Source organism: Flavonifractor sp. An10 (genome assembly GCF_002161215.1).
In the GTDB taxonomy this organism is placed as follows: domain Bacteria; phylum Bacillota; class Clostridia; order Oscillospirales; family Oscillospiraceae; genus Flavonifractor; species Flavonifractor avistercoris.
Genome location: NZ_NFMB01000003.1, coordinates 38,553 through 56,147 on the forward strand (window position 1 = coordinate 38,553; position 17,595 = coordinate 56,147).

Here is a 17,595-nt window from a genome sequence, read left to right on the forward strand (position 1 = left end):
CGTGGACAACCTCTGGTCGTTCCTCTACCAGACCCTGGCCGTGTCGGTGGCGGCGGCGGTGCTGCTGATTGCCAAGCGGCTCTTTCTGGACAAGCTCTCCCCCCGGTGGCAGTATGGGGTGTGGGCCATTCTGGCCCTGCGGGCCCTGCTCCCCGCCGGTCTGCTGGGCCGCACCCTGGTACCCGGCGGGCAGGTGGTTCTGGAGGCGGCCCGGATGGCCGCGGAGGGGCGCCTCTCCTCCGCCCTCACCGATCTTTACACCCCGGCGGCAGTGACGGCCCCGGTGCCCCTCTTTCCCCATGGCCTGCCCGCGCCGGGGGGCGTCACCGATGTGCTTTTTTATCTCTACGCCGTCGGGGTGCTTCTGCTGGCCCTGTGGTTTTTCCTGTCCTATCTGCGCCTGCGCGCCGCCCTCCGGCGGGGCGCGGCCCCCGCGCCGGAGACGCTGGGGCAAGTGGAGGGGGTGGCGGCCCGGTACGGGCTGAAGGCTCCCCGGCGGGTGGTGGTGCTGCCCGGGCTGGAAAGCGCCTTCGTCTGCGGCCCCCTGGCTCCGGTGCTGGTGCTCCCCGACCGGGAGGTGGACGACAAGGTGCTCCTCCACGAGCTGCTCCACCTCCACCACGGCGACGTGTGGGCCGGGGTGGGTGTGTGTGCCCTCCGGTGCCTGCACTGGTGCAACCCCCTGGTGTGGATCTGCTGCGACCGGATGCAGAACGACTGTGAAGCCCTGTGTGACCAGCGGGTGCTGGAGCGGCTGGAGGGGGAGGAGCGGCGGGCCTACGGCGTGATCCTCCTGTCCATGGCCGACGACCGGCACGCCCGCGCCCCCGGCACCTCCTCCATGGCCAACGGCGGGCAGAACATCAAGCGGCGGATCGCCGCCATCGCCCGGTTCAAGCGCTACCCCTCCGGCATGGCCCTGGCCTCCGTGGGGGTGGCGGTGGTGCTGGCCGTCACCTGCCTGGGGGGCGTCAGCGGCGCGGTGGAGGTGCCCGGCGGAACCGACCGGGGCGCGCTCGCCCTGGCCCGGGCCCAGCTCAACCGGCCCACCACCGCGGCCGGAGCCCTGGACACCTACGCCAAGGCCATTTTGTGCGGCAGCCCGGTCTACCTCTCCATGGTGCTGCCGGAGGGGGCGCGGGAGGACGCCTGGCAGGCCGGACTGGCCCCCCACGATGAGGCAGAGCTGGAGGATGCGCTGGACGCGTCTCCCTTCAACGAGCTGGGCTACCGCTGGCACCGTCCCGCCTGGCAGGCGGAGTGGTCGGTAATGAACCTCCTGCCTGACGGGGCGGGGGGCTATACCGGGACGCTGTTCTTCTCCCCCCTGTCGGAGGACGACACCTATGGCATCGTGTACCAGCAGGTGGCGGTACAGCCCGACGGGGACTTCTGGACGGTGGAGCCGCTGGGGGAGCTGAGCGTACGGCCGGATCCCAACCAGGAGGGAATCTGGCTCTGCCCCAGCTCGGAGGCGCCCTACACCACCTATGTGACGGAGACCGCAAACCTCCGGCTCGAGGTGGACGTCCAGTGCCGCCTGGGGGTGGACAGCACCGCATCCCCAACCACTTCCGGCTTGTTCTCCTGGGCTGCCTCCAACACGCTGGATCCTGTGCCCCGGCCCCACACCGGCTTTACCTGGATGCGGGATGGGTACGGCCTGCGGCTGCGCTCCGTTGACACTGGGGAGTCCTTCGCCCTGGATGTGAGCATCGCCCCCATGGACGCGGACAGTGACCCCGCCCAAGCTCTGGCCGAGGGCTATCGTGTCACCCTGGAGCCCGGCGGCCTGGATGATGACCCAGTCAAGTTCAGCACAGGAACGTATCACGGAGAGGCGCTCAGCCTGACCGCCATGCCCGCCGCCCTGGCGGTCTCCTTCAACGACGGCGGCCAGGTCTATACCTGCACCGCCTATCCCACGGAGGTGACGCCGTGAATAACCAAAATATCCGCCATGCCCTGAGCAAGATCGCCTGGGCCTATCTGCTCATCCTGCTGAATTTCCGCATCAACGACCTGGATCTGCTGCCCAACTGGGCGGGCTATCTGCTGATTTTCCTCGCCATCGGGCAGCTCTCCGGGGAGCTGCGGAACCTGCCCCTGCTCAAGCCCTTCTGCATCCTGCTGGGGATTGCGGCCGGGGTGGACTGGCTGGCCCTCCCCCTCTCCGGCGCCGAGCTCACCGGGCGGTTCTTCCTGCTCTCCGCCCTGGTCGCCTGCGTGGCACTCTACTTCCACTTCCAGCTGCTCACCGACCTGGCCCTGCTGGCCGACGGGCCGGGGAATGCCCCGGTGCTGGCCCGCCGCCTGCGGGTGTGCCGCAACATTGACGCGGTGCTGCAGATTGCGGTCACCCTGCTGTCCATTCTCCCCCTGCCGGCGGAGGAGGCATGGGTGCAGCTGCCGGCCGTCCTGCTGCTCCTGTTCTGGCTGGGGGCGCGGGTGGTGATCGCCGTCAGCCTCTTTGTCCTGCGGGGCTTCTTCCCCCCGGAGGGGGCGGAGGACGCGTGAGGCCGCATGGGGGCGGCGAGATTCCCCTTGACAACCGGCGGGATCCTGGTTATGATAGATTCAGCAATTCTTTTTCCTATCCAAATGCAAAAAATGCAGAATAGGGACAGAAAATAGAATGCACTGATGTGATATATTATTTGGGCGCTTTTATATCACGGAGCAAGTAGCGCAACCGGTCTATTGAGGATGGCAGCACATGGCTGCCGTCCGGCAATAGGCCGGTTTTTGCTATGCAAAAGCATAGCAAAATCGGCCATGTGCCGCTTTCAGCGGCACGGACATGAAATCAAAAGCGCGTGGGCCGGGACGGCCCACATGCGCAAAAACTTCATGCACTCCGACTTTTGCCTGTGTCCCTGGTGCGCCCCAAGCGCATGACGTTTTATCTCCTGCCCGATGAGGGCCCGCACGGCGGGCGGGCAGAAAAGGGAGGCTGCAATGAACGAGGTTCTGCGCCAGGAGAAAAAATATGCCATCAATCTTTCGGACGGCGCGGTTCTGCGCAGGCGCCTGGGGGCCGTCATGCACGGGGACGCCCACAACGGGCCCCAGGGCTATACGATCCGCTCCCTGTACTTCGACACGCCGGATGACCAGGATTTTCACGACAAGCTGGACGGACTGGAGCTGCGGCGGAAGCTCCGGCTGCGCACCTACAGCCCCCGGTCGGACTTCGCCATGCTGGAGATGAAGCAGAAGGAGGGGCCGTATCAGCGCAAGCGGTCTCTGCGCCTGGGGCGGGAGGAGGCGCAGCGGCTCTGCCTGGGGGACTACCGGCCCCTGCTGGCCCACGATGACCCCTTTGCGGCGGAGTGCTACGGCCTGATGCACTGCCGGTGCTACCAGCCCCGGGCGGTGGTGGAATACCACCGGCAGGCGTACGTGGCCCGGGAGAACCACATCCGCATCACGCTGGACAGCCGGATCATCGCCACGGAATCCAGCTTCAGCCTGTTTTCCGGGCAGCTGCCCATGTATCCCGTCCTGGATCCCTTTCATATGGTATTGGAGGTCAAGTACAACGGCTTCCTGCTCAGTTACATCAAAGACCTGCTCAATCTCGTGGAGCGCTCCGAGCTTTCGGTCAGCAAATACTGCCTGGCCCGCAGCGTCTCCCTGAGCATGCAGGACTAGCCGGGGCTCGCTTGAGACATGTCACCATGGCCCCATCGACGGGCCTTTTGCCCCCTGGACGGCGCAATTTTGAATTGCAAATCCGCCGGGATTCCCGCGAAAAAATTGCTTGCCAGCGGCCCAAAATCCCTCGCCGCCGGGCACATCGCCCAGTTTCACACAAGCCCTAAGAGGAAAAGGAGAAGAGCAAAGCATGAGAGAGTATCTGTTTCAGCTGCTGGAGAGCGGCGGGGGCGAGCTGACCGGGGAGGTCATCCTGCTCCGGCTGGCGGTGTCCGCGGTGATTGCGGGCTTTCTGTTCCTGTCCTACCGCCTGAGCCACAGCGGCAGCATCTACAGCGCCAAATTCAACGTGTCCCTGGTGGCCCTGACAGTGATTACCACCACGGTCATGATCGTCATCGGCAACAACCTGGCCCTGTCCCTCGGCATGGTGGGCGCGCTGTCCATCGTCCGCTTCCGCACGGCCATCAAGGACTCCCGGGATACCATCTACATCTTCTGGGCCATCGTGGTGGGCATCTGCTGCGGCGCGGGGGACTACCTGGTGGCCGCGGCGGGCAGCGCCGTGGTGTTCCTGCTCCTGCTCCTCTTCGGCCGTATCCGGACGGACAACCGGGCCCTGCTGATCCTGCGCACCGCACGGGTGAACGAGTCCCGGGTGGAGTCGCTGTTCTTCCAGTACTACAACCGGAAGGCGGTTCTGCGGGCCAAGAACACCACGGACGAGAGCACGGAGTACATCTATGAGCTCAACGGGAAATACCTGCGCAAGCCGGCCGGGGAAAAGGCGGCGGGCCGGAGCATCACCGACGCCGTCTACGAGATCGGCGGCATCGAATATTTCAACATTGTGATGCAGAACGACGAGATCAGCGGCTGACGGGCCGGACGGCGGAAAGGGGCTGAAATGGGTGAAATACAAGGTGTTCGGCATAGCCATGGCGGTGCTGATGCTCGTCTGCGCGCTGGCGGCCACCGCCGCCGAGGCCAAGGAGGGCCCCTACCGGGTTCACCAGCACCTGACCGCCCGCCAGCCCGATGCCGGCTGTGACTGCGGCGGCACGGAGCTGTGCACCCACCTGCCCCTGGTCATCATCGACACCGGCGGGGAGGAGATTCCGGGGATACCGCTGGGGGAAGACGGAGTGCCTTTGGGGCAGAATGACACAAAGTACGAATATACGGATGTAAGTCTGGCAGAAGACGGGAGTAAAACCATCTCCTGTCAGGTTACTGTAATCGATAATACAGAGCGCAACAACCACCCCAGTGACGGAGCCACTGTTGAAAGCGCCGCCCAGATCCGCATCCGTGGGAATACCTCCAGGATGTTTGATAAGAAGGGATACCTGCTTCGGACAACCAAGGACGATGGGATTACCAACCGGGATGTGGAAATGCTCGGAATGGATGCCCATCACGAATGGGCACTCCACGGTCCTTATCTGGACAAGACGCTGATTCGCAACTACATGTGGTACAATATCGCCGGGGAGATCATGGACTACGCCCCCAACGCGCGGTTCTGCGAGGTCATCATCAATGGGGAATACCAAGGACTGTACTTGATGGTAGAGACCATTACCAGCGGAGAGGGAGCCCGCCTAGACTTGACGGAGCCAGAGAGCGACTACCAGACGGAGATCAGCTATGTCGTTCGTCTGGACCGCGGCAGCAGTACAGAGATCAAAAATATCGAAACATTTACCCAATACGCTCTGCGTAATCTGCAGATCATTGATATCGTGTACCCCGGTCTGGGCAATTTAACCAGAGAACGGGTGGAGTGGATCGAACAGGATCTCTCTGACTTTGAGAAAAGCCTGTATTCCTACGACTATAATACCGAGCCGTATGCATGGTGGAATGATGCAGATGTGGACTCTTTTGCGGAATATTTTATCATCAACGAGTTCACCTGCAATTACGATGTGGGCGCTCGGTCCACCTATCTCTACAAGGATATCCGCGGCAAATACAAGATGTGTATCTGGGACATGAACTCTTGCTGCAACAACTTCCATGATTCCCAGATTATGCCCCAGCACTTCCAGATGCAGAATATCACCTGGTTCTATATGATGATGAAAGATGAAAATTTTGTGGAACGGATTATCGAGCGTTACTGGGAGCTTCGGGAGACCTTTCTGAGTGAGGAATACCTGTCACAGTATATTGATCAGACAATAGAATATCTTGGCCCAGCGATTGGCCGCAACTTCGAGGTATGGGGCTATTCCTTTGAGGAATACCGTCCCCTTGCCCCGGACAGCCGCAACCCGGATGACTATGCAGATGCGGTTGACCAGCTGAAGGACTTTTGCAGGGACCGCGGATACTGGATGGATGAAAATATTGATACCCTGCTCCAATTCTGCCATCCGTCCAAAAACAAGCGTTTTAATCACTAAACAGGTTTGCTGGGAGGGGCGCGATGAAAAAATTTATTTTGGCGGTCTCTATTGCGGTCGTGATCCTCTTTGCCGGCTATTATGCATACTACCACATGGGCGTCTATGTCAATGTCCACTCCGACGCGCCGGTGACCACTTTCATGAAGACCGACGAGGATACCATTTACATGGAGCGGGACGGGGTGTATGAGCCCTTTGAAATTCGGGGAGTCAACATGGGCGTGGGTATCCCTGGAAAGTGGGCCACCGACTACGCCATCGACAAGGAGACCTACCTCCGCTGGTTCCAATGGATTCAGGAGTTGGGCGCCAACACCATCCGGGTCTATACCATCCTGCACGATGATTTCTACAATGCCTTCTATGAGTATAATTCCGCCCGGGAGGAGGCAGGGCTGGAGCCGCTGTGGCTCATCCATGGGGTATGGGTGAACGACTATGTGCAGAACTCCCACCGGGACGCCTACGACGACGATTTTCTTCAGGCTCTGCTGGACGACAGCAAAACACTGGTGGACATCCTCCATGGAAACCGGAGCCTTTCCCTGGGCCGCGGACTGGGTTCCGGCAGCTACCGCAAGGATGTGTCCCGATGGGTGATCGGCTATATCCTGGGCGTGGAATGGGAAGACGTAACGGTGGCCTATACGGACAACAAGTACCCGGAACGGAACAGCTACTCCGGCACTTACATGTACACCACCGAGGACGCCACCCCCTTCGAGGCCATGCTGGCCCAGGCCGGGGACAGCATCATTGAGTATGAGACCCAGAGGTACCGGCAGCAGCGGCTGGTGGCCTTCTCCAATTGGCCTACCACTGATCCATTTACTTATCCCAACGCTATCCGCTACTTTTTCCTAAAGTGCGCCGCAGTGAATGTGGAGCATATCAAGACCACCGATGCGTTTCTCTCCGGCTCCTTCGCCTCCTATCACGTCTATCCCTACTATCCGGATTATTTAAATTATGTGCTCAATCCAGTTGAATTTGAGGATGAGGAGCCGCTTTGGCAGAAGGTCATAGACGGGTTCGAGCATACGGAGGACGATGTTCTTATTGAGGATGTGCTGACCGGGAACCAGAACACAGACTTTTACGACGAAAGCGGCCAGCCTAACACCTATTACGCCTATATCAAGATGCTCAACAATTACCACACCATCCCTGTGGTAATCTCCGAGTATGGGGTCTCCACCGGTCGGGGCATGGCCCAGCGGGATATCAACACCGGGCGCAATCAGGGACATATGACCGAGCAGGAACAGGGCCAGGCCATCATCGACTGTTATGAGGATATCATGGCTGCCGGAAGTGCGGGCAGCTGCGTGTTCACCTGGCAGGACGAGTGGTTCAAGCGCACCTGGAACACCATGGCAAACGTGGATCTGGACAATACCCCCTATTGGAGCGATTACCAGACCAACGAGCAATACTTTGGCCTCCTGGCCTTTGACCCCGGCGTGGAGGAAAGCATTTCCTATGTGGACGGAGATACCTCTGAGTGGACAGAGGATGATGTAATCCTCTCCACAGAAGAGGGCAGCCTGTCCATGAAGTATGACGAAAAGTTCCTCTATTTTTACGCTCAGTGGGAGAATTTTGACCCAGAGCACGACGTGCTCTATATCCCGATTGACACCACACCCAAATCCGGCAGCACTTATTGCAGGAATTACGACATCTCCTTTGAGCGGGCGTGCGACTTTGTGATCTGTATTGATGGGACGGACAACAGCAGGGTGATGGTGCAGGAGCGGTATGAGGTGCTGAGGGCCATGTTTCTCCGGGAGACGGCGGACATGGATGCATTTGTAGATCCGCCTGAGCTGGACTCGCCGCGTTTCAAAATTATTAGCCTGATGCTCCAGACTGCAACTCCGCTGCTGACCGGGAACTGGTCGGCCAGCGCGGAGACCTACGAGACCGGAGTGCTCCGCCATGGCAACGCCAATCCGGATTCGGAGGACTTTGACTCCCTGGCCGACTTCATGTTCACAGAGGACGGCGTGGAGATCCGTATCCCCTGGCAGCTGCTGAACTTCGCCAACCCGTCGGAGATGATGATCCACGACGACTACTACGAGAACTTCGGCGTGGAGTACATCCACATCGACGAGATGTATGTGGGTATGGCAGCGGGGAACGCCACAGAATACCGCATCCCCATGGCGTCCCTCCCTCTGGAGGGCTGGGGCAAGACGGTGACCTATCACGAACGGCTGAAGGAATCCTATTACATTCTGCAGGAGTACTGGGCCGGCCTGGACAGTTGAGTCGGTACGACTGAACTGAAGAGAGGAGGTGCCGCCGGTGGGCGCTGAAATTCTGCTATACGGCTATGGGCTGGTGTGCCTGAGCATGCTGGTGTTCAATCTGCTCTACAGCCTGCACCTGCGCTCCGGCGACCGTCGGCTCACCCTGCGGGCGGACGCGCTCCGCCGCCAGGTGACGGAGCAGTTGCGCCGGATAGGGGAGCACCCGGACGGGCTCTCCCGGCCGGTGCAGGCCGGCCACCTGCGCTGGATGCGCCGCCGCCTCTCCCGTGTCAGCTATCTGGTGGCCTTCGACCGGCTGCTGGACGAGCTGGAGGGGCAGGATGCGGCCTATCCGGCCTACATCCAGCAGCTGCAGCCCGTGTCCCTCTACCTGTCCCTCGTCTACCGGAAGCGGGAGAACACGCAGGCCGCCTACTACTGCCACTTTCTGGCCAAGCACAAGCTGCGCCGGTATATGGAGATGGATCAGACCCAGCAGGTCATCCTCTCCTATCTGCGCAAGGACAGCCTGTACTGCAAAATCAACGCCCTCAAGGCGCTGTGCAGCTTCGGCAGCCCCTCGGTGCTGGTGGATGCGCTGCGGGTGCTGGGGGACGGGCCGGAGAGCCAGCTGCACGAAAAGGTGGTCACGGAGGCGCTGCTCTCCTATACGGGGGACACCCGGGCCCTGATCCAGCTGCTCTGGTCTCGCCTGGATGACTTCTCCCTGCAGATCCAGCGGGCCGTGCTGGATTACATACGCTTCCAGGGCGGGGATTCCTGCGCCCCCATGCTGGAAATCCTGCGGGACGACGGTCGGGACAGGGAGCTGCGGTTTGCGGCAATCCGGTATTTCGGCCGCTACCCCTATCCGCCCGCCCGGCCGCTGCTGCTGGATTTTCTCCGGGACAGCGAGCCGACGCACTGGGAGTTTTCCGCCATCAGCGCCTCCGCCCTGGCCGGATATCCCGGACAGGATGTGGTGGACGCGCTGCTGCGGGCCATGAACAGCGCCAACTGGTATATCCGCAGCAACGCCTCCGCCAGCCTGGAGGCCCACGGCCTCACCTATGAGGAGATGTTCCGGGTGCTGGACGGGGAGGATCGCTACGCCCGGGAGATGCTGACCTACCGGCTGGAGCTCCGGCGGCTGACGGGAGAAGCCGCAGCGGAGCCGGATGCAAAACCCGTTCAGGAGGAGGTGCCCGCAGGCGTATGAGAGATTTTATCCAGACCTTCCTGCTCTGCGTGGAGGCCTTTTTCCTGCTCTATATGGTTCTCTACTCCAGCTTCCTCTTCCTGTCCGTCACCGTAGGCTCCTCCGACCTCTACGCGGCCAGAAGGCGCAACCGGCTGAAAAACGAGCTGTCCAACGACTACTATCTCCCCGTCTCGATTCTGGTGCCCGCGTACAATGAGGAGGTCACCATAGAGGCCACGATCCGCTCCCTGCTGGCGCTGGAGTACAAGCTCTACGAGATCATCATCGTGGACGACGGCTCCACAGACCGCACCGCCCAGGTGCTGAAGGACGCCTTCCACATGTGGAAAATCGAGCGCCCTATCCAGCGGCGGATTCCCTGCCAGCCGGAGGAGGAGATCTACGAGACCCGGGCCTACAAGGTTCCCATCACCCTGGTGCGGAAGAAGAACGGCGGCAAGGCGGACGCGCTCAACATGGGCATCAATGTCTCCACATACCCCTATTTTCTCTGCATGGACGCCGACTCCGTCCTCCAGTACGACTCCCTGGAAAAAATCGTGCGCCCGGTGCTGGAGGACTCCAGCGTGGTGGCGGTGGGCGGCACGGTACGCCCCTGCAACGGCGCGGAAATTTCAAACGGCCGGGTGGTGCGCTACCGGATGCCCAGAAAGCTGCTGCCCTGCATGCAGGTGCTGGAGTACGACCGCTCCTTCCTGGCCTCCCGCATCCTGTTTGACCGGTTCAACGGCAACATCATCATCTCGGGCGCCTTCGGCCTGTTCCTCAAGAGTGTTGTCATCGCCGCCGGCGGCTATGACAACACCACGGTGGGCGAGGATATGGAGCTGGCGGTCAAGCTCCACGTCTACTGCCGGGAAAACGGCCGGCGCTACCGCATCCGCTATGCCGCGGACGCGGTGTGCTGGACTCAGGTGCCGGAGCGGCTGGGGGATCTGTGCCGGCAGCGCCGGCGGTGGCACATCGGCCTGTTTCAGAGCATGATGAAGTACAGATCCATCCTGGCCAATCCCAAGTACGGCGCGGTGAGCTTTGTCTCCTACTTCTATTTCCTGCTGTATGAGCTGTTCTCCCCCTATATCGAGATCTTCGGGGTGCTCACCACCCTGCTGGCCTTCGCGGTGAGGCTCATCAACGTGCCGTTTATGGTGCTCTTCTTCGGCATCTATGTGGTCTATACCGCCGTCCTGTCCCTGACGGCGTTTTTCGCCCGGATCCACACCATTGATCTGAAGCTGTACCCGTCGGATCTTCTCAAGGCGGTGGGCCTGTGCGCGGTGGAGGTGTCCTGCCTGCGGTTCGTCATGGCCTGGGTGCGGATGACCGCCCTGGTGGGATACCGCAGCAAAAAGCATACCTGGGGCAAGATTGAGCGCCAGAAAATTTCGATTGATTGACATGGAGGTGCGGTAGAGATGCGTCTGGAATCACTGAAAAAGGGCTTTTGGGGCTATAAACGGGACGCGGTGTTTCAATACATCACCGAGCAGGAGGAGCTGTTCTCGCAGAAAATGGCGGAAAAGGATGCCCAGCTGGATCGGGCCGGCCAGCAGGCCCAGACCCGCATCCAGGAGCTGGAGCAGGAAAACCGCAGCCTGCGGGAGGAGCTGACCCGCCTGCGGGCGCAGCAGGATCAGATCTCCCAGGCCATCCTGGACGCCCGCTCCAGCGCGGAGGCGCTGAAGGCGGAGAGCCGGGCCAGGGAGGAGGCCGCCAGGGAGACGATTCGGCAGGCGCTGGATCGGGAGCTGCTGGAGCTGGCCCGCTACCGGGAGAAGGTGGCCGCGCTGCGGGAGACGATCCAGGCCACCCTGACCGGGCTGGAGCAGCACGCCGAGGAGCTGGAGCAGCAGGCGGAGGAGTTGTATGAGGCGGCGCCCACGGGAAACCTGACGCTGTTTCAATAGGAAAAGAGGGGCGCGGTTTGCAGGCAGACGGAGCGAGCATCTATGTGGCCGGGAATCCGGAACTCTATCCAATGGAATACTACGACCCGGAGAGCGGAACCTATCAGGGCGCCATCCCCGATTTTCTCCGCGCATTCGCCCGGGACTGCGGCTATGAGCTGCGCTATCTGCAGCCCGGCCCGGCCGACCGCAGGGCGGAGCTGGCGGAGCGCCAGCAGGTGGATCTCATCTCCGGCTGCGCGGACGGCAGCCGCTATGCCCATACCGACGGGGAGCCGGTGATCCTTTTTGTCAGCGGGGCCGAAGGGGAGGAGACCGCCGTTCAGCTCTGGTTCACCCAGGTATCCCCGGGCCGGTTTCAGGCCGATCTCCGCGGGTATGCCGCCCGGATCTCCCAGGAGGAGTGGATCGGCTCCATCCTGCGCTCCGCCGGGGATGTGCCGCCCCGGCAGCTGCCCATGGGGCTCCTGTGGGGCGGGGGGCTGCTTCTCCTCGCGCTGGCGGCGGCGGTGGCGGTCTGTCTGTACCGGCTCCGGCGGGCGCGGCGGCGGCGCATCCAGGCCGTGCAGGCCGATCCGGAGACCGGACTGGGCACCGAAGAGGTGCTCCGGCAGGCCTTTCACAGCCTGGGGCGGAACCCGGGGCGGAGCGCCCTCTGTTTGATCTGCTTCCGCCTGGATCTGGATCGGGCGGGCTACCTGTGGGGCCGGGAGCAGGCCCATGCCCTGCTCCTCCACGGCGCCCGTGTGCTCCGGGAGGCGGCGGGGCAGGCCGACGTGCTCATCCGCACCGGACGGGATGATCTGATTGTCCTGAAGCGGTTCCCGAACCGGCAGGATGCGGAGGAGTGGACACGCTCCGCCGTGGAGAAGCTCCGGGGCTTCACCGCCAACGGGGCCACCCTGCGGCGGCGGGACGCGTCCGCAGGCATCTGCCCTCTGGGCCCGGAGTATCATGAGCTGGGACAGGCCCTGTTCCACGCCCGGCAGTGCGCCCTGGCGGCCGGCCTGGAGGAGTCCGACTTCCGCCTGTGCGGGACGGCGCAGTGCGGCAGCTGCCAGGAGCGCTGGAGGCTGCTGTCCGACTTCAGCGGCAGCCTTCAGCAGGGCGATTTCCTGCTCTATATCCAGTTTTTTGTGGATGCCCATTCTTTCCGGATCGTGGGCGGCGAGGCCCTGTCCCGGTGGCGCCACCCCCGCCTGGGCTTCCTCAGCCCGAACCGCTACATCCCCCTTCTGGAGGGGGACGGCCGCATCCGGGAGCTGGACTGCTGCGGCCTGGAGCAGGCCTGCGGCTTTCTGGAGGCGCTGTGCCGTCACCCGGTGCAGGATTTCTTCCTGTCCTGCAACTTCTCCCGGTCGACCTTCGCCGCACCCGGCTTTGTGGAGCGGTGCACCCGGATCATGGATCGCTACGCCTTTCCCCGCAAGCTGCTGATCCTGGAGGTGACGGAGACCCCCCACCTCGATCCGGAGGGGGCGCGGCAGATGCTCCGGAACATCGTGGCCCTCCGGGAATACGGTGTGCGGGTGATCTTTGACGACTTCGGCATGGGCTTCTCCTCCTTCCACGATCTTCAGGACTACCCCATGGACGGGCTGAAGCTGGACAAGGAGCTGGTGGACAACATGCAGACAGAGCGGGGCCGGATCCTGCTCAACGCGCTGGTGGAGACAGGACACCGCCTGGGGCTGACCATCCTCGCGGAGGGGGTGGAGGAGGACTACCAGATCGAGACGCTGCAGCGGCTCCACTGCGATGTGCTGCAGGGCTTCCGCTTCTGCGTCCCCCTCCCGGCCGCGGAGGCCGGGCGGCGGATTCTGGAGCAGGCGCAGCCCGGCGCCTGCTCGGACAGTCAGGAGGGGTGAAGACAATGATGCATCCGAACGGGGATCAGGGCCCGCTGCGCGAGACGCTGCTGATCGTGGATGACGACGCGATCAACCGGGCGATCCTGGAACAGATTTTTTCCCCCGACTACCACATTCAGGAGGCGGAGAACGGGCGTGACGGCCTCCAGGCGATCCTCAGCGGGCCGGAGCGGTTCTGCGCCGTGCTCCTGGATGTGGTCATGCCGGAGATGGACGGCCTGGAGGTTCTGCGCCGTCTGAGCCAGGCCGGCCTGCCGGGCCGCCTGCCCATCTTCCTGATCACCGCCGAGGCCAACGACCGCGTCCTCCACGAGGCATATGGCCTGGGGGTCATGGATGTGATCAGCAAGCCGGTGGTGCCCTATATTGTGCAGCGGCGGGTGCAGTCGGTGATCGAGCTGTACCAGGCCCGCCGGAGCCTGAGCTGCAAGGTGGAGAGCCAGCAGGCGCGGCTCCTCCGCCAGGCCCAGGAGATCATCCGGCTCAACCAGGGCATGGTGGAGGCGCTGGCCACCGCCATCGAGTTCCGCAGCGAGGAGTCCGGGGCGCATGTCCAGCGCATCCACGACATCACCCGGCACCTGCTCTCCCGGACGGAGCTGGGGCAGGGGCTGTCCCCCGGGGAGATTGAGGAGATCGCCCTGGCCTCCATTCTCCACGATGTGGGCAAAATCGCGGTGCCGGACGCCATTCTCAACAAGCCGGGCCGCCTGACGCCCGAGGAGTTCGCGGTGATGAAGACCCACACCGTCCAGGGGGCCCGGCTTCTGGGGCAAATCCCCCAGCTGCGCCGGTACGGGGCGTACCGCTACGCCGCGGACATTGCCCGGCACCACCATGAGCGGTGGGACGGCCGCGGCTACCCGGACGGGCTGAAGGGGGACGAGATCTCCGTTTGGGCCCAGGTGGTGTCCCTGGCGGACGTCTACGACGCCCTCAGCTGCAAGCGGGTCTATAAGGACGCCTTCCCCCGGGAGCGGGTGCTGGAGATGATCCGGGAGGGGGAGTGCGGGGTGTTCAGCCCCAGGCTGCTGGCGTGCTTCTTCTCCGTGGAGGAGGAGCTGTCCCGGCTGTATCGAAAGGAGGAGCAGGCATGAATTTGGAGCAGAGGGCACAGCTGGAGGCCGCCGGCGTGGATGTCGGCCAGGCCCTGGCGCGGATGATGGGCAGCGAGGCGCTGCTGGAGCGGCTTCTGGGCAAGTTCCTGGAGGAGCCGAACTACGCCGCCCTGTGCGCCGCCCTGGAGCGCGGCGAGCCGGAGGCGGCGGCCGCCGCCGCCCACGGGCTGAAGGGGGCCTGCGGGAACCTCTCCATGACCGCGCTGTACGGGCTGTTCACCCGGCAGGTGGACGCCCTGCGGGCGGGGGAGCTGGCGGAGGCGGAGCGGCTCATGGAGGAGATCGCCCCGGCCTACGCCGCCGTGACCGCGGCCATCCGGGGAGGGGCAGATGGAGCGCGCTGAACGCCGGCGCGGCGGTGACTGGCGGTGGCTGCTGCGGCACATGCGCCTTCCGCTGTGCGCCTTTGCGGCCCTGGCCCTGCTGGTTGCGCTGGGGCTGCTGATGCTCCGCGCGGCCCTGCTGAAAAACGCCTATGAGACGGGAACCGCGCTGGCGCGGAGCTACGCCGCCGAGGCGAGCGGGGATCTGAACGTGTACGAGACCCTCCTGGACTTTGGCACCTCGGCTCTGGACAGCCGCCTGATGGGCGGGGAGAGCCGGGAGTCCGTCCTGGACTTTCTGGACATGTATTTCCAGCGGCTGGACACGGTGCTGGGCGAGGGGGCGGTGGATCCCTACGTGGTGCTGGACGGGGAGATCCTGGCGGCCAACCCCTGGGAGGGGGACGCGGATTACGACTACGCCGCGGCCCTCTGGTACCAGCAGGCCGTGGAGGCGGGCGGCCAGGTGGTGTTCACGCCCCTGTATACGGATGCCGTCTACCAGCGCCCGGTGATCACCATCGCCCAGCAGTGCCCCGGCAGCGGCGCCGTGATGGCCTTTGACATCCTCCCGGAGCACCTGCACTTCGAGGCGTCGGAGCTGGCGGAGGGGGACTCCTTCTTCCTCTGCGACAGCACCGGCTCCGCCATTTATCACAAGAGCGGCCTGGAGTTGTCCCGGGAGGAGCTGCAGCACTATCTCACCGGCCTGGTCGCCCGCATCCGCTCCGGCGCCCTGGCGGAGGAGCCCGTGATCCGGGATCTGGACGGGCAGCGCCGGGGGATCTACTACGCCCGGATGTCAAATGGGTGGTACTCCATCATCACCGTGCCCTATCACAACATCCTGGGGGAGCTGCAGGGGGTGGCGTGGGCCCTGTTCCTCATGTTCGGAGTCTCCCTGCTGACGCTGGCCGCGCTGTCCTGGCGGGAGCTGCGCCTGGATCAGCGGGCCCGCCGGGCCAACGAGACCGCCCAGGTGCTCGGCAACACCTACTACGCCCTGTACCGGGTGGACTACGAACGGGAGACCTATGAGATGATCAAGGGCTCCGCCTATGTGCGGGATCGCATCCCCGCCATGGGCCCCTATGACGAACTGCTCCGCACCGCCAGCGAGGTCATTGAGGCGGAGGCCTTCCGGGACTTTACCAAGAGCTTCTCCTGCGGGAACATCAGGGAGCTGGTTCACCAGCAGGTTCGGGACTTCGGCGGCGAGTTTCTCCGCCGCTTCGGCGGGGAATACCGCTGGGTCAGCGTGCGGGTTCTCTTCGACGCGGCCCTGGCCCCGGGAGAGGTGGTTCTCTCCTTCCGGGAAGTGGAGCAGGAAAAGCAGCGCCAGCTGCGGGAGCACCGGCTGCTGGAGGAGTCCCTCCAGCTTGCGCGGCAGAATGAGGAGGCCAAGCAGACCTTCTTCCGGAACATGTCCCACGATATGCGCACCCCCCTCAACGGGATCCTGGGCTCCAGCGAACTCGCCCGGCAGCACCTGGATCAGCGGGAGCGGGTGGCCGACTGCCTGGACAAGATCAACTCCTCCGGCCGTTATCTCCTGGGGCTGATCAACGACATTCTGGAGATGGGCCGCATGGAGCACGGCCAGATCCAGCTCACCTGTCAGCAGTTTGATCTGAACAGCTGCGTGGAGGAATGTCTGGGCGTGTTCCGCATGCAGGCGGAGCGCGAGCGGAAGCACCTCCGGGAGACGCTCCAGATCCAGCGCCCGCTGCTGGTGGGGGACGCCTTCCGCATCCAGCAGATCCTGAACAACCTGCTCTCCAATGCCTTCAAGTTCACGCCGGAGGGGGGAACCATCTCCCTCACCGTGCAGCAGCTGGACGGCGGAGAGCACCCGAAATACAAATTTGTCATCTCCGACACCGGCATCGGCATGTCCCCGGAATTTCTGGAGCGGATTTTTGAGCCCTACGCCCGGGAGATGCGGTTCAGCGACCGGCAGGCGTCGGGGACGGGCCTGGGGATGTCCATCACCAAGAACCTGGTCTCCCAGATGGGCGGCGAAATCCAGGTGGAGAGCACCCCGGGTTCCGGCAGCACCTTCACGGTGATCCTCCCCCTGGCCCCGGCAGAGGAGGCACTGCCCGGGGCAGCGGCCCCGGACGGGCAGGGCAGCCCGTTCTCCCTGTCCGGCCTCCGCCTGCTTCTGGCCGAGGACAATGAGATCAATATGGAGCTCACCACGGAGCTGCTGCGCATGCAGGGCGTCCAGGTGACGCAGGCCTGGAACGGGGCCGAAGCGGCAGCATGCTTCCGGGACTCGGAGCCCTTCTCGCTGGACGCCGTGCTGATGGATATGCAGATGCCGGAGATGGACGGCTGCGAGGCGGCAAGGCGGATCCGCGCCATGAACCGGCCGGACGCCGGTGTCGTCCCCATCATTGCCGTTACCGCCAACGCCTTTGCCGAGGATATTGCCGTCACCACCGCCGCGGGCATGAATGCCCATATCTCCAAGCCGATCGACTTCGACGTGCTCCGGGATACCCTGGCGCGGCTGATCACCCCGGCAGACAGCACCTGACAGCTGCAGAGGACGCAAAAGGCGGCAAAGCTGCGGGCCTTCTCAGCGTGTCGAAAAAGTCTTTTCGACACGCTGACGAACTTTTTGAAACTTCAAAAAAGTTTCAAAAAGTTATTTGATCCAACGCAAAAGGGAACCCTGACGGTTCCCTTTCACACTATCCCTCCCTCCGAATCCTTCGGCTGAAAGGTTTATCGACAGCCCGGGAATTGCCCCATCTCCGCGCCAGGAGCCGCCGCAAGCGGCGGTTGGCCTCGAAACGCGCCTGCGGGCGCAGTGCGCC

Annotated in this window: 13 protein-coding genes and 1 riboswitch; all 13 genes read left to right on the forward strand. The window is 63.3% G+C overall.

Going from position 1 to position 17,595, the window contains the following annotated elements; translation table 11 throughout:
* Position 1: 1 nt before the first annotated feature.
* The 13 genes from B5E42_RS05565 (at position 2) to B5E42_RS05625 (ending at position 17,312) form a co-directional block, all read left to right on the forward strand.
* On the forward strand, positions 2 to 1,942 hold the full coding sequence (locus tag B5E42_RS05565) for a M56 family metallopeptidase (RefSeq protein ID WP_087237515.1): 1,941 nt from the start codon (positions 2 to 4) through the stop codon (positions 1,940 to 1,942).
* Complete coding sequence (locus B5E42_RS05570; protein WP_087237517.1) at positions 1,939 to 2,517, forward strand: hypothetical protein; 579 nt, start codon at positions 1,939 to 1,941, stop codon at positions 2,515 to 2,517. The genes B5E42_RS05565 and B5E42_RS05570 overlap by 4 nt, the downstream gene beginning before the upstream one ends.
* Positions 2,518 to 2,624: 107 nt before the next feature.
* A riboswitch (cyclic di-GMP riboswitch) is annotated at positions 2,625 to 2,707 on the forward strand.
* Positions 2,708 to 2,958: 251 nt separating this feature from the next.
* The gene (locus B5E42_RS05575; protein ID WP_087237519.1) at positions 2,959 to 3,654 is read left to right on the forward strand and encodes a polyphosphate polymerase domain-containing protein; all 696 of its coding nucleotides are present in this window, start codon (positions 2,959 to 2,961) and stop codon (positions 3,652 to 3,654) included.
* A gap of 193 nt (positions 3,655 to 3,847) precedes the next feature.
* Positions 3,848 to 4,537 (forward strand): DUF4956 domain-containing protein, encoded by a 690-nt coding sequence (locus B5E42_RS05580; RefSeq protein WP_087237521.1) that lies wholly within the window; start codon positions 3,848 to 3,850, stop codon positions 4,535 to 4,537.
* Positions 4,538 to 4,568: 31 nt separating this feature from the next.
* Positions 4,569 to 6,068: a CotH kinase family protein gene (locus tag B5E42_RS05585; RefSeq protein WP_087237523.1), complete on the forward strand. Its 1,500-nt coding sequence runs from the start codon at positions 4,569 to 4,571 to the stop codon at positions 6,066 to 6,068.
* A gap of 23 nt (positions 6,069 to 6,091) precedes the next feature.
* Positions 6,092 to 8,347 (forward strand): hypothetical protein, encoded by a 2,256-nt coding sequence (locus tag B5E42_RS05590; protein WP_087237526.1) that lies wholly within the window; start codon positions 6,092 to 6,094, stop codon positions 8,345 to 8,347.
* Between the two features lie 37 nt (positions 8,348 to 8,384).
* Positions 8,385 to 9,548, forward strand: coding sequence for a HEAT repeat domain-containing protein (locus B5E42_RS05595; RefSeq protein WP_087237528.1), 1,164 nt, complete (start codon positions 8,385 to 8,387; stop codon positions 9,546 to 9,548).
* Positions 9,545 to 10,948 (forward strand): glycosyltransferase family 2 protein, encoded by a 1,404-nt coding sequence (locus tag B5E42_RS05600; protein WP_087237530.1) that lies wholly within the window; start codon positions 9,545 to 9,547, stop codon positions 10,946 to 10,948. The genes B5E42_RS05595 and B5E42_RS05600 overlap by 4 nt, the downstream gene beginning before the upstream one ends.
* Positions 10,949 to 10,966: 18 nt before the next feature.
* On the forward strand, positions 10,967 to 11,458 hold the full coding sequence (locus B5E42_RS05605; RefSeq protein WP_087237532.1) for a hypothetical protein: 492 nt from the start codon (positions 10,967 to 10,969) through the stop codon (positions 11,456 to 11,458).
* Positions 11,459 to 11,475: 17 nt separating this feature from the next.
* Entirely contained in the window at positions 11,476 to 13,326 is a 1,851-nt protein-coding gene (locus tag B5E42_RS05610) for an EAL domain-containing protein (protein WP_087237534.1), read from the forward strand.
* 5 nt (positions 13,327 to 13,331) lie between these two features.
* The gene (locus B5E42_RS05615; protein ID WP_087237536.1) at positions 13,332 to 14,426 is read left to right on the forward strand and encodes an HD domain-containing phosphohydrolase; all 1,095 of its coding nucleotides are present in this window, start codon (positions 13,332 to 13,334) and stop codon (positions 14,424 to 14,426) included.
* Positions 14,423 to 14,791, forward strand: coding sequence for an Hpt domain-containing protein (locus B5E42_RS05620; protein WP_087237538.1), 369 nt, complete (start codon positions 14,423 to 14,425; stop codon positions 14,789 to 14,791). Before B5E42_RS05615 ends, B5E42_RS05620 begins: the two co-directional genes overlap by 4 nt.
* Positions 14,778 to 17,312: a hybrid sensor histidine kinase/response regulator gene (locus B5E42_RS05625; protein ID WP_087237540.1), complete on the forward strand. Its 2,535-nt coding sequence runs from the start codon at positions 14,778 to 14,780 to the stop codon at positions 17,310 to 17,312. The genes B5E42_RS05620 and B5E42_RS05625 overlap by 14 nt, the downstream gene beginning before the upstream one ends.
* The last annotated feature ends 283 nt before the right edge of the window (positions 17,313 to 17,595 follow it).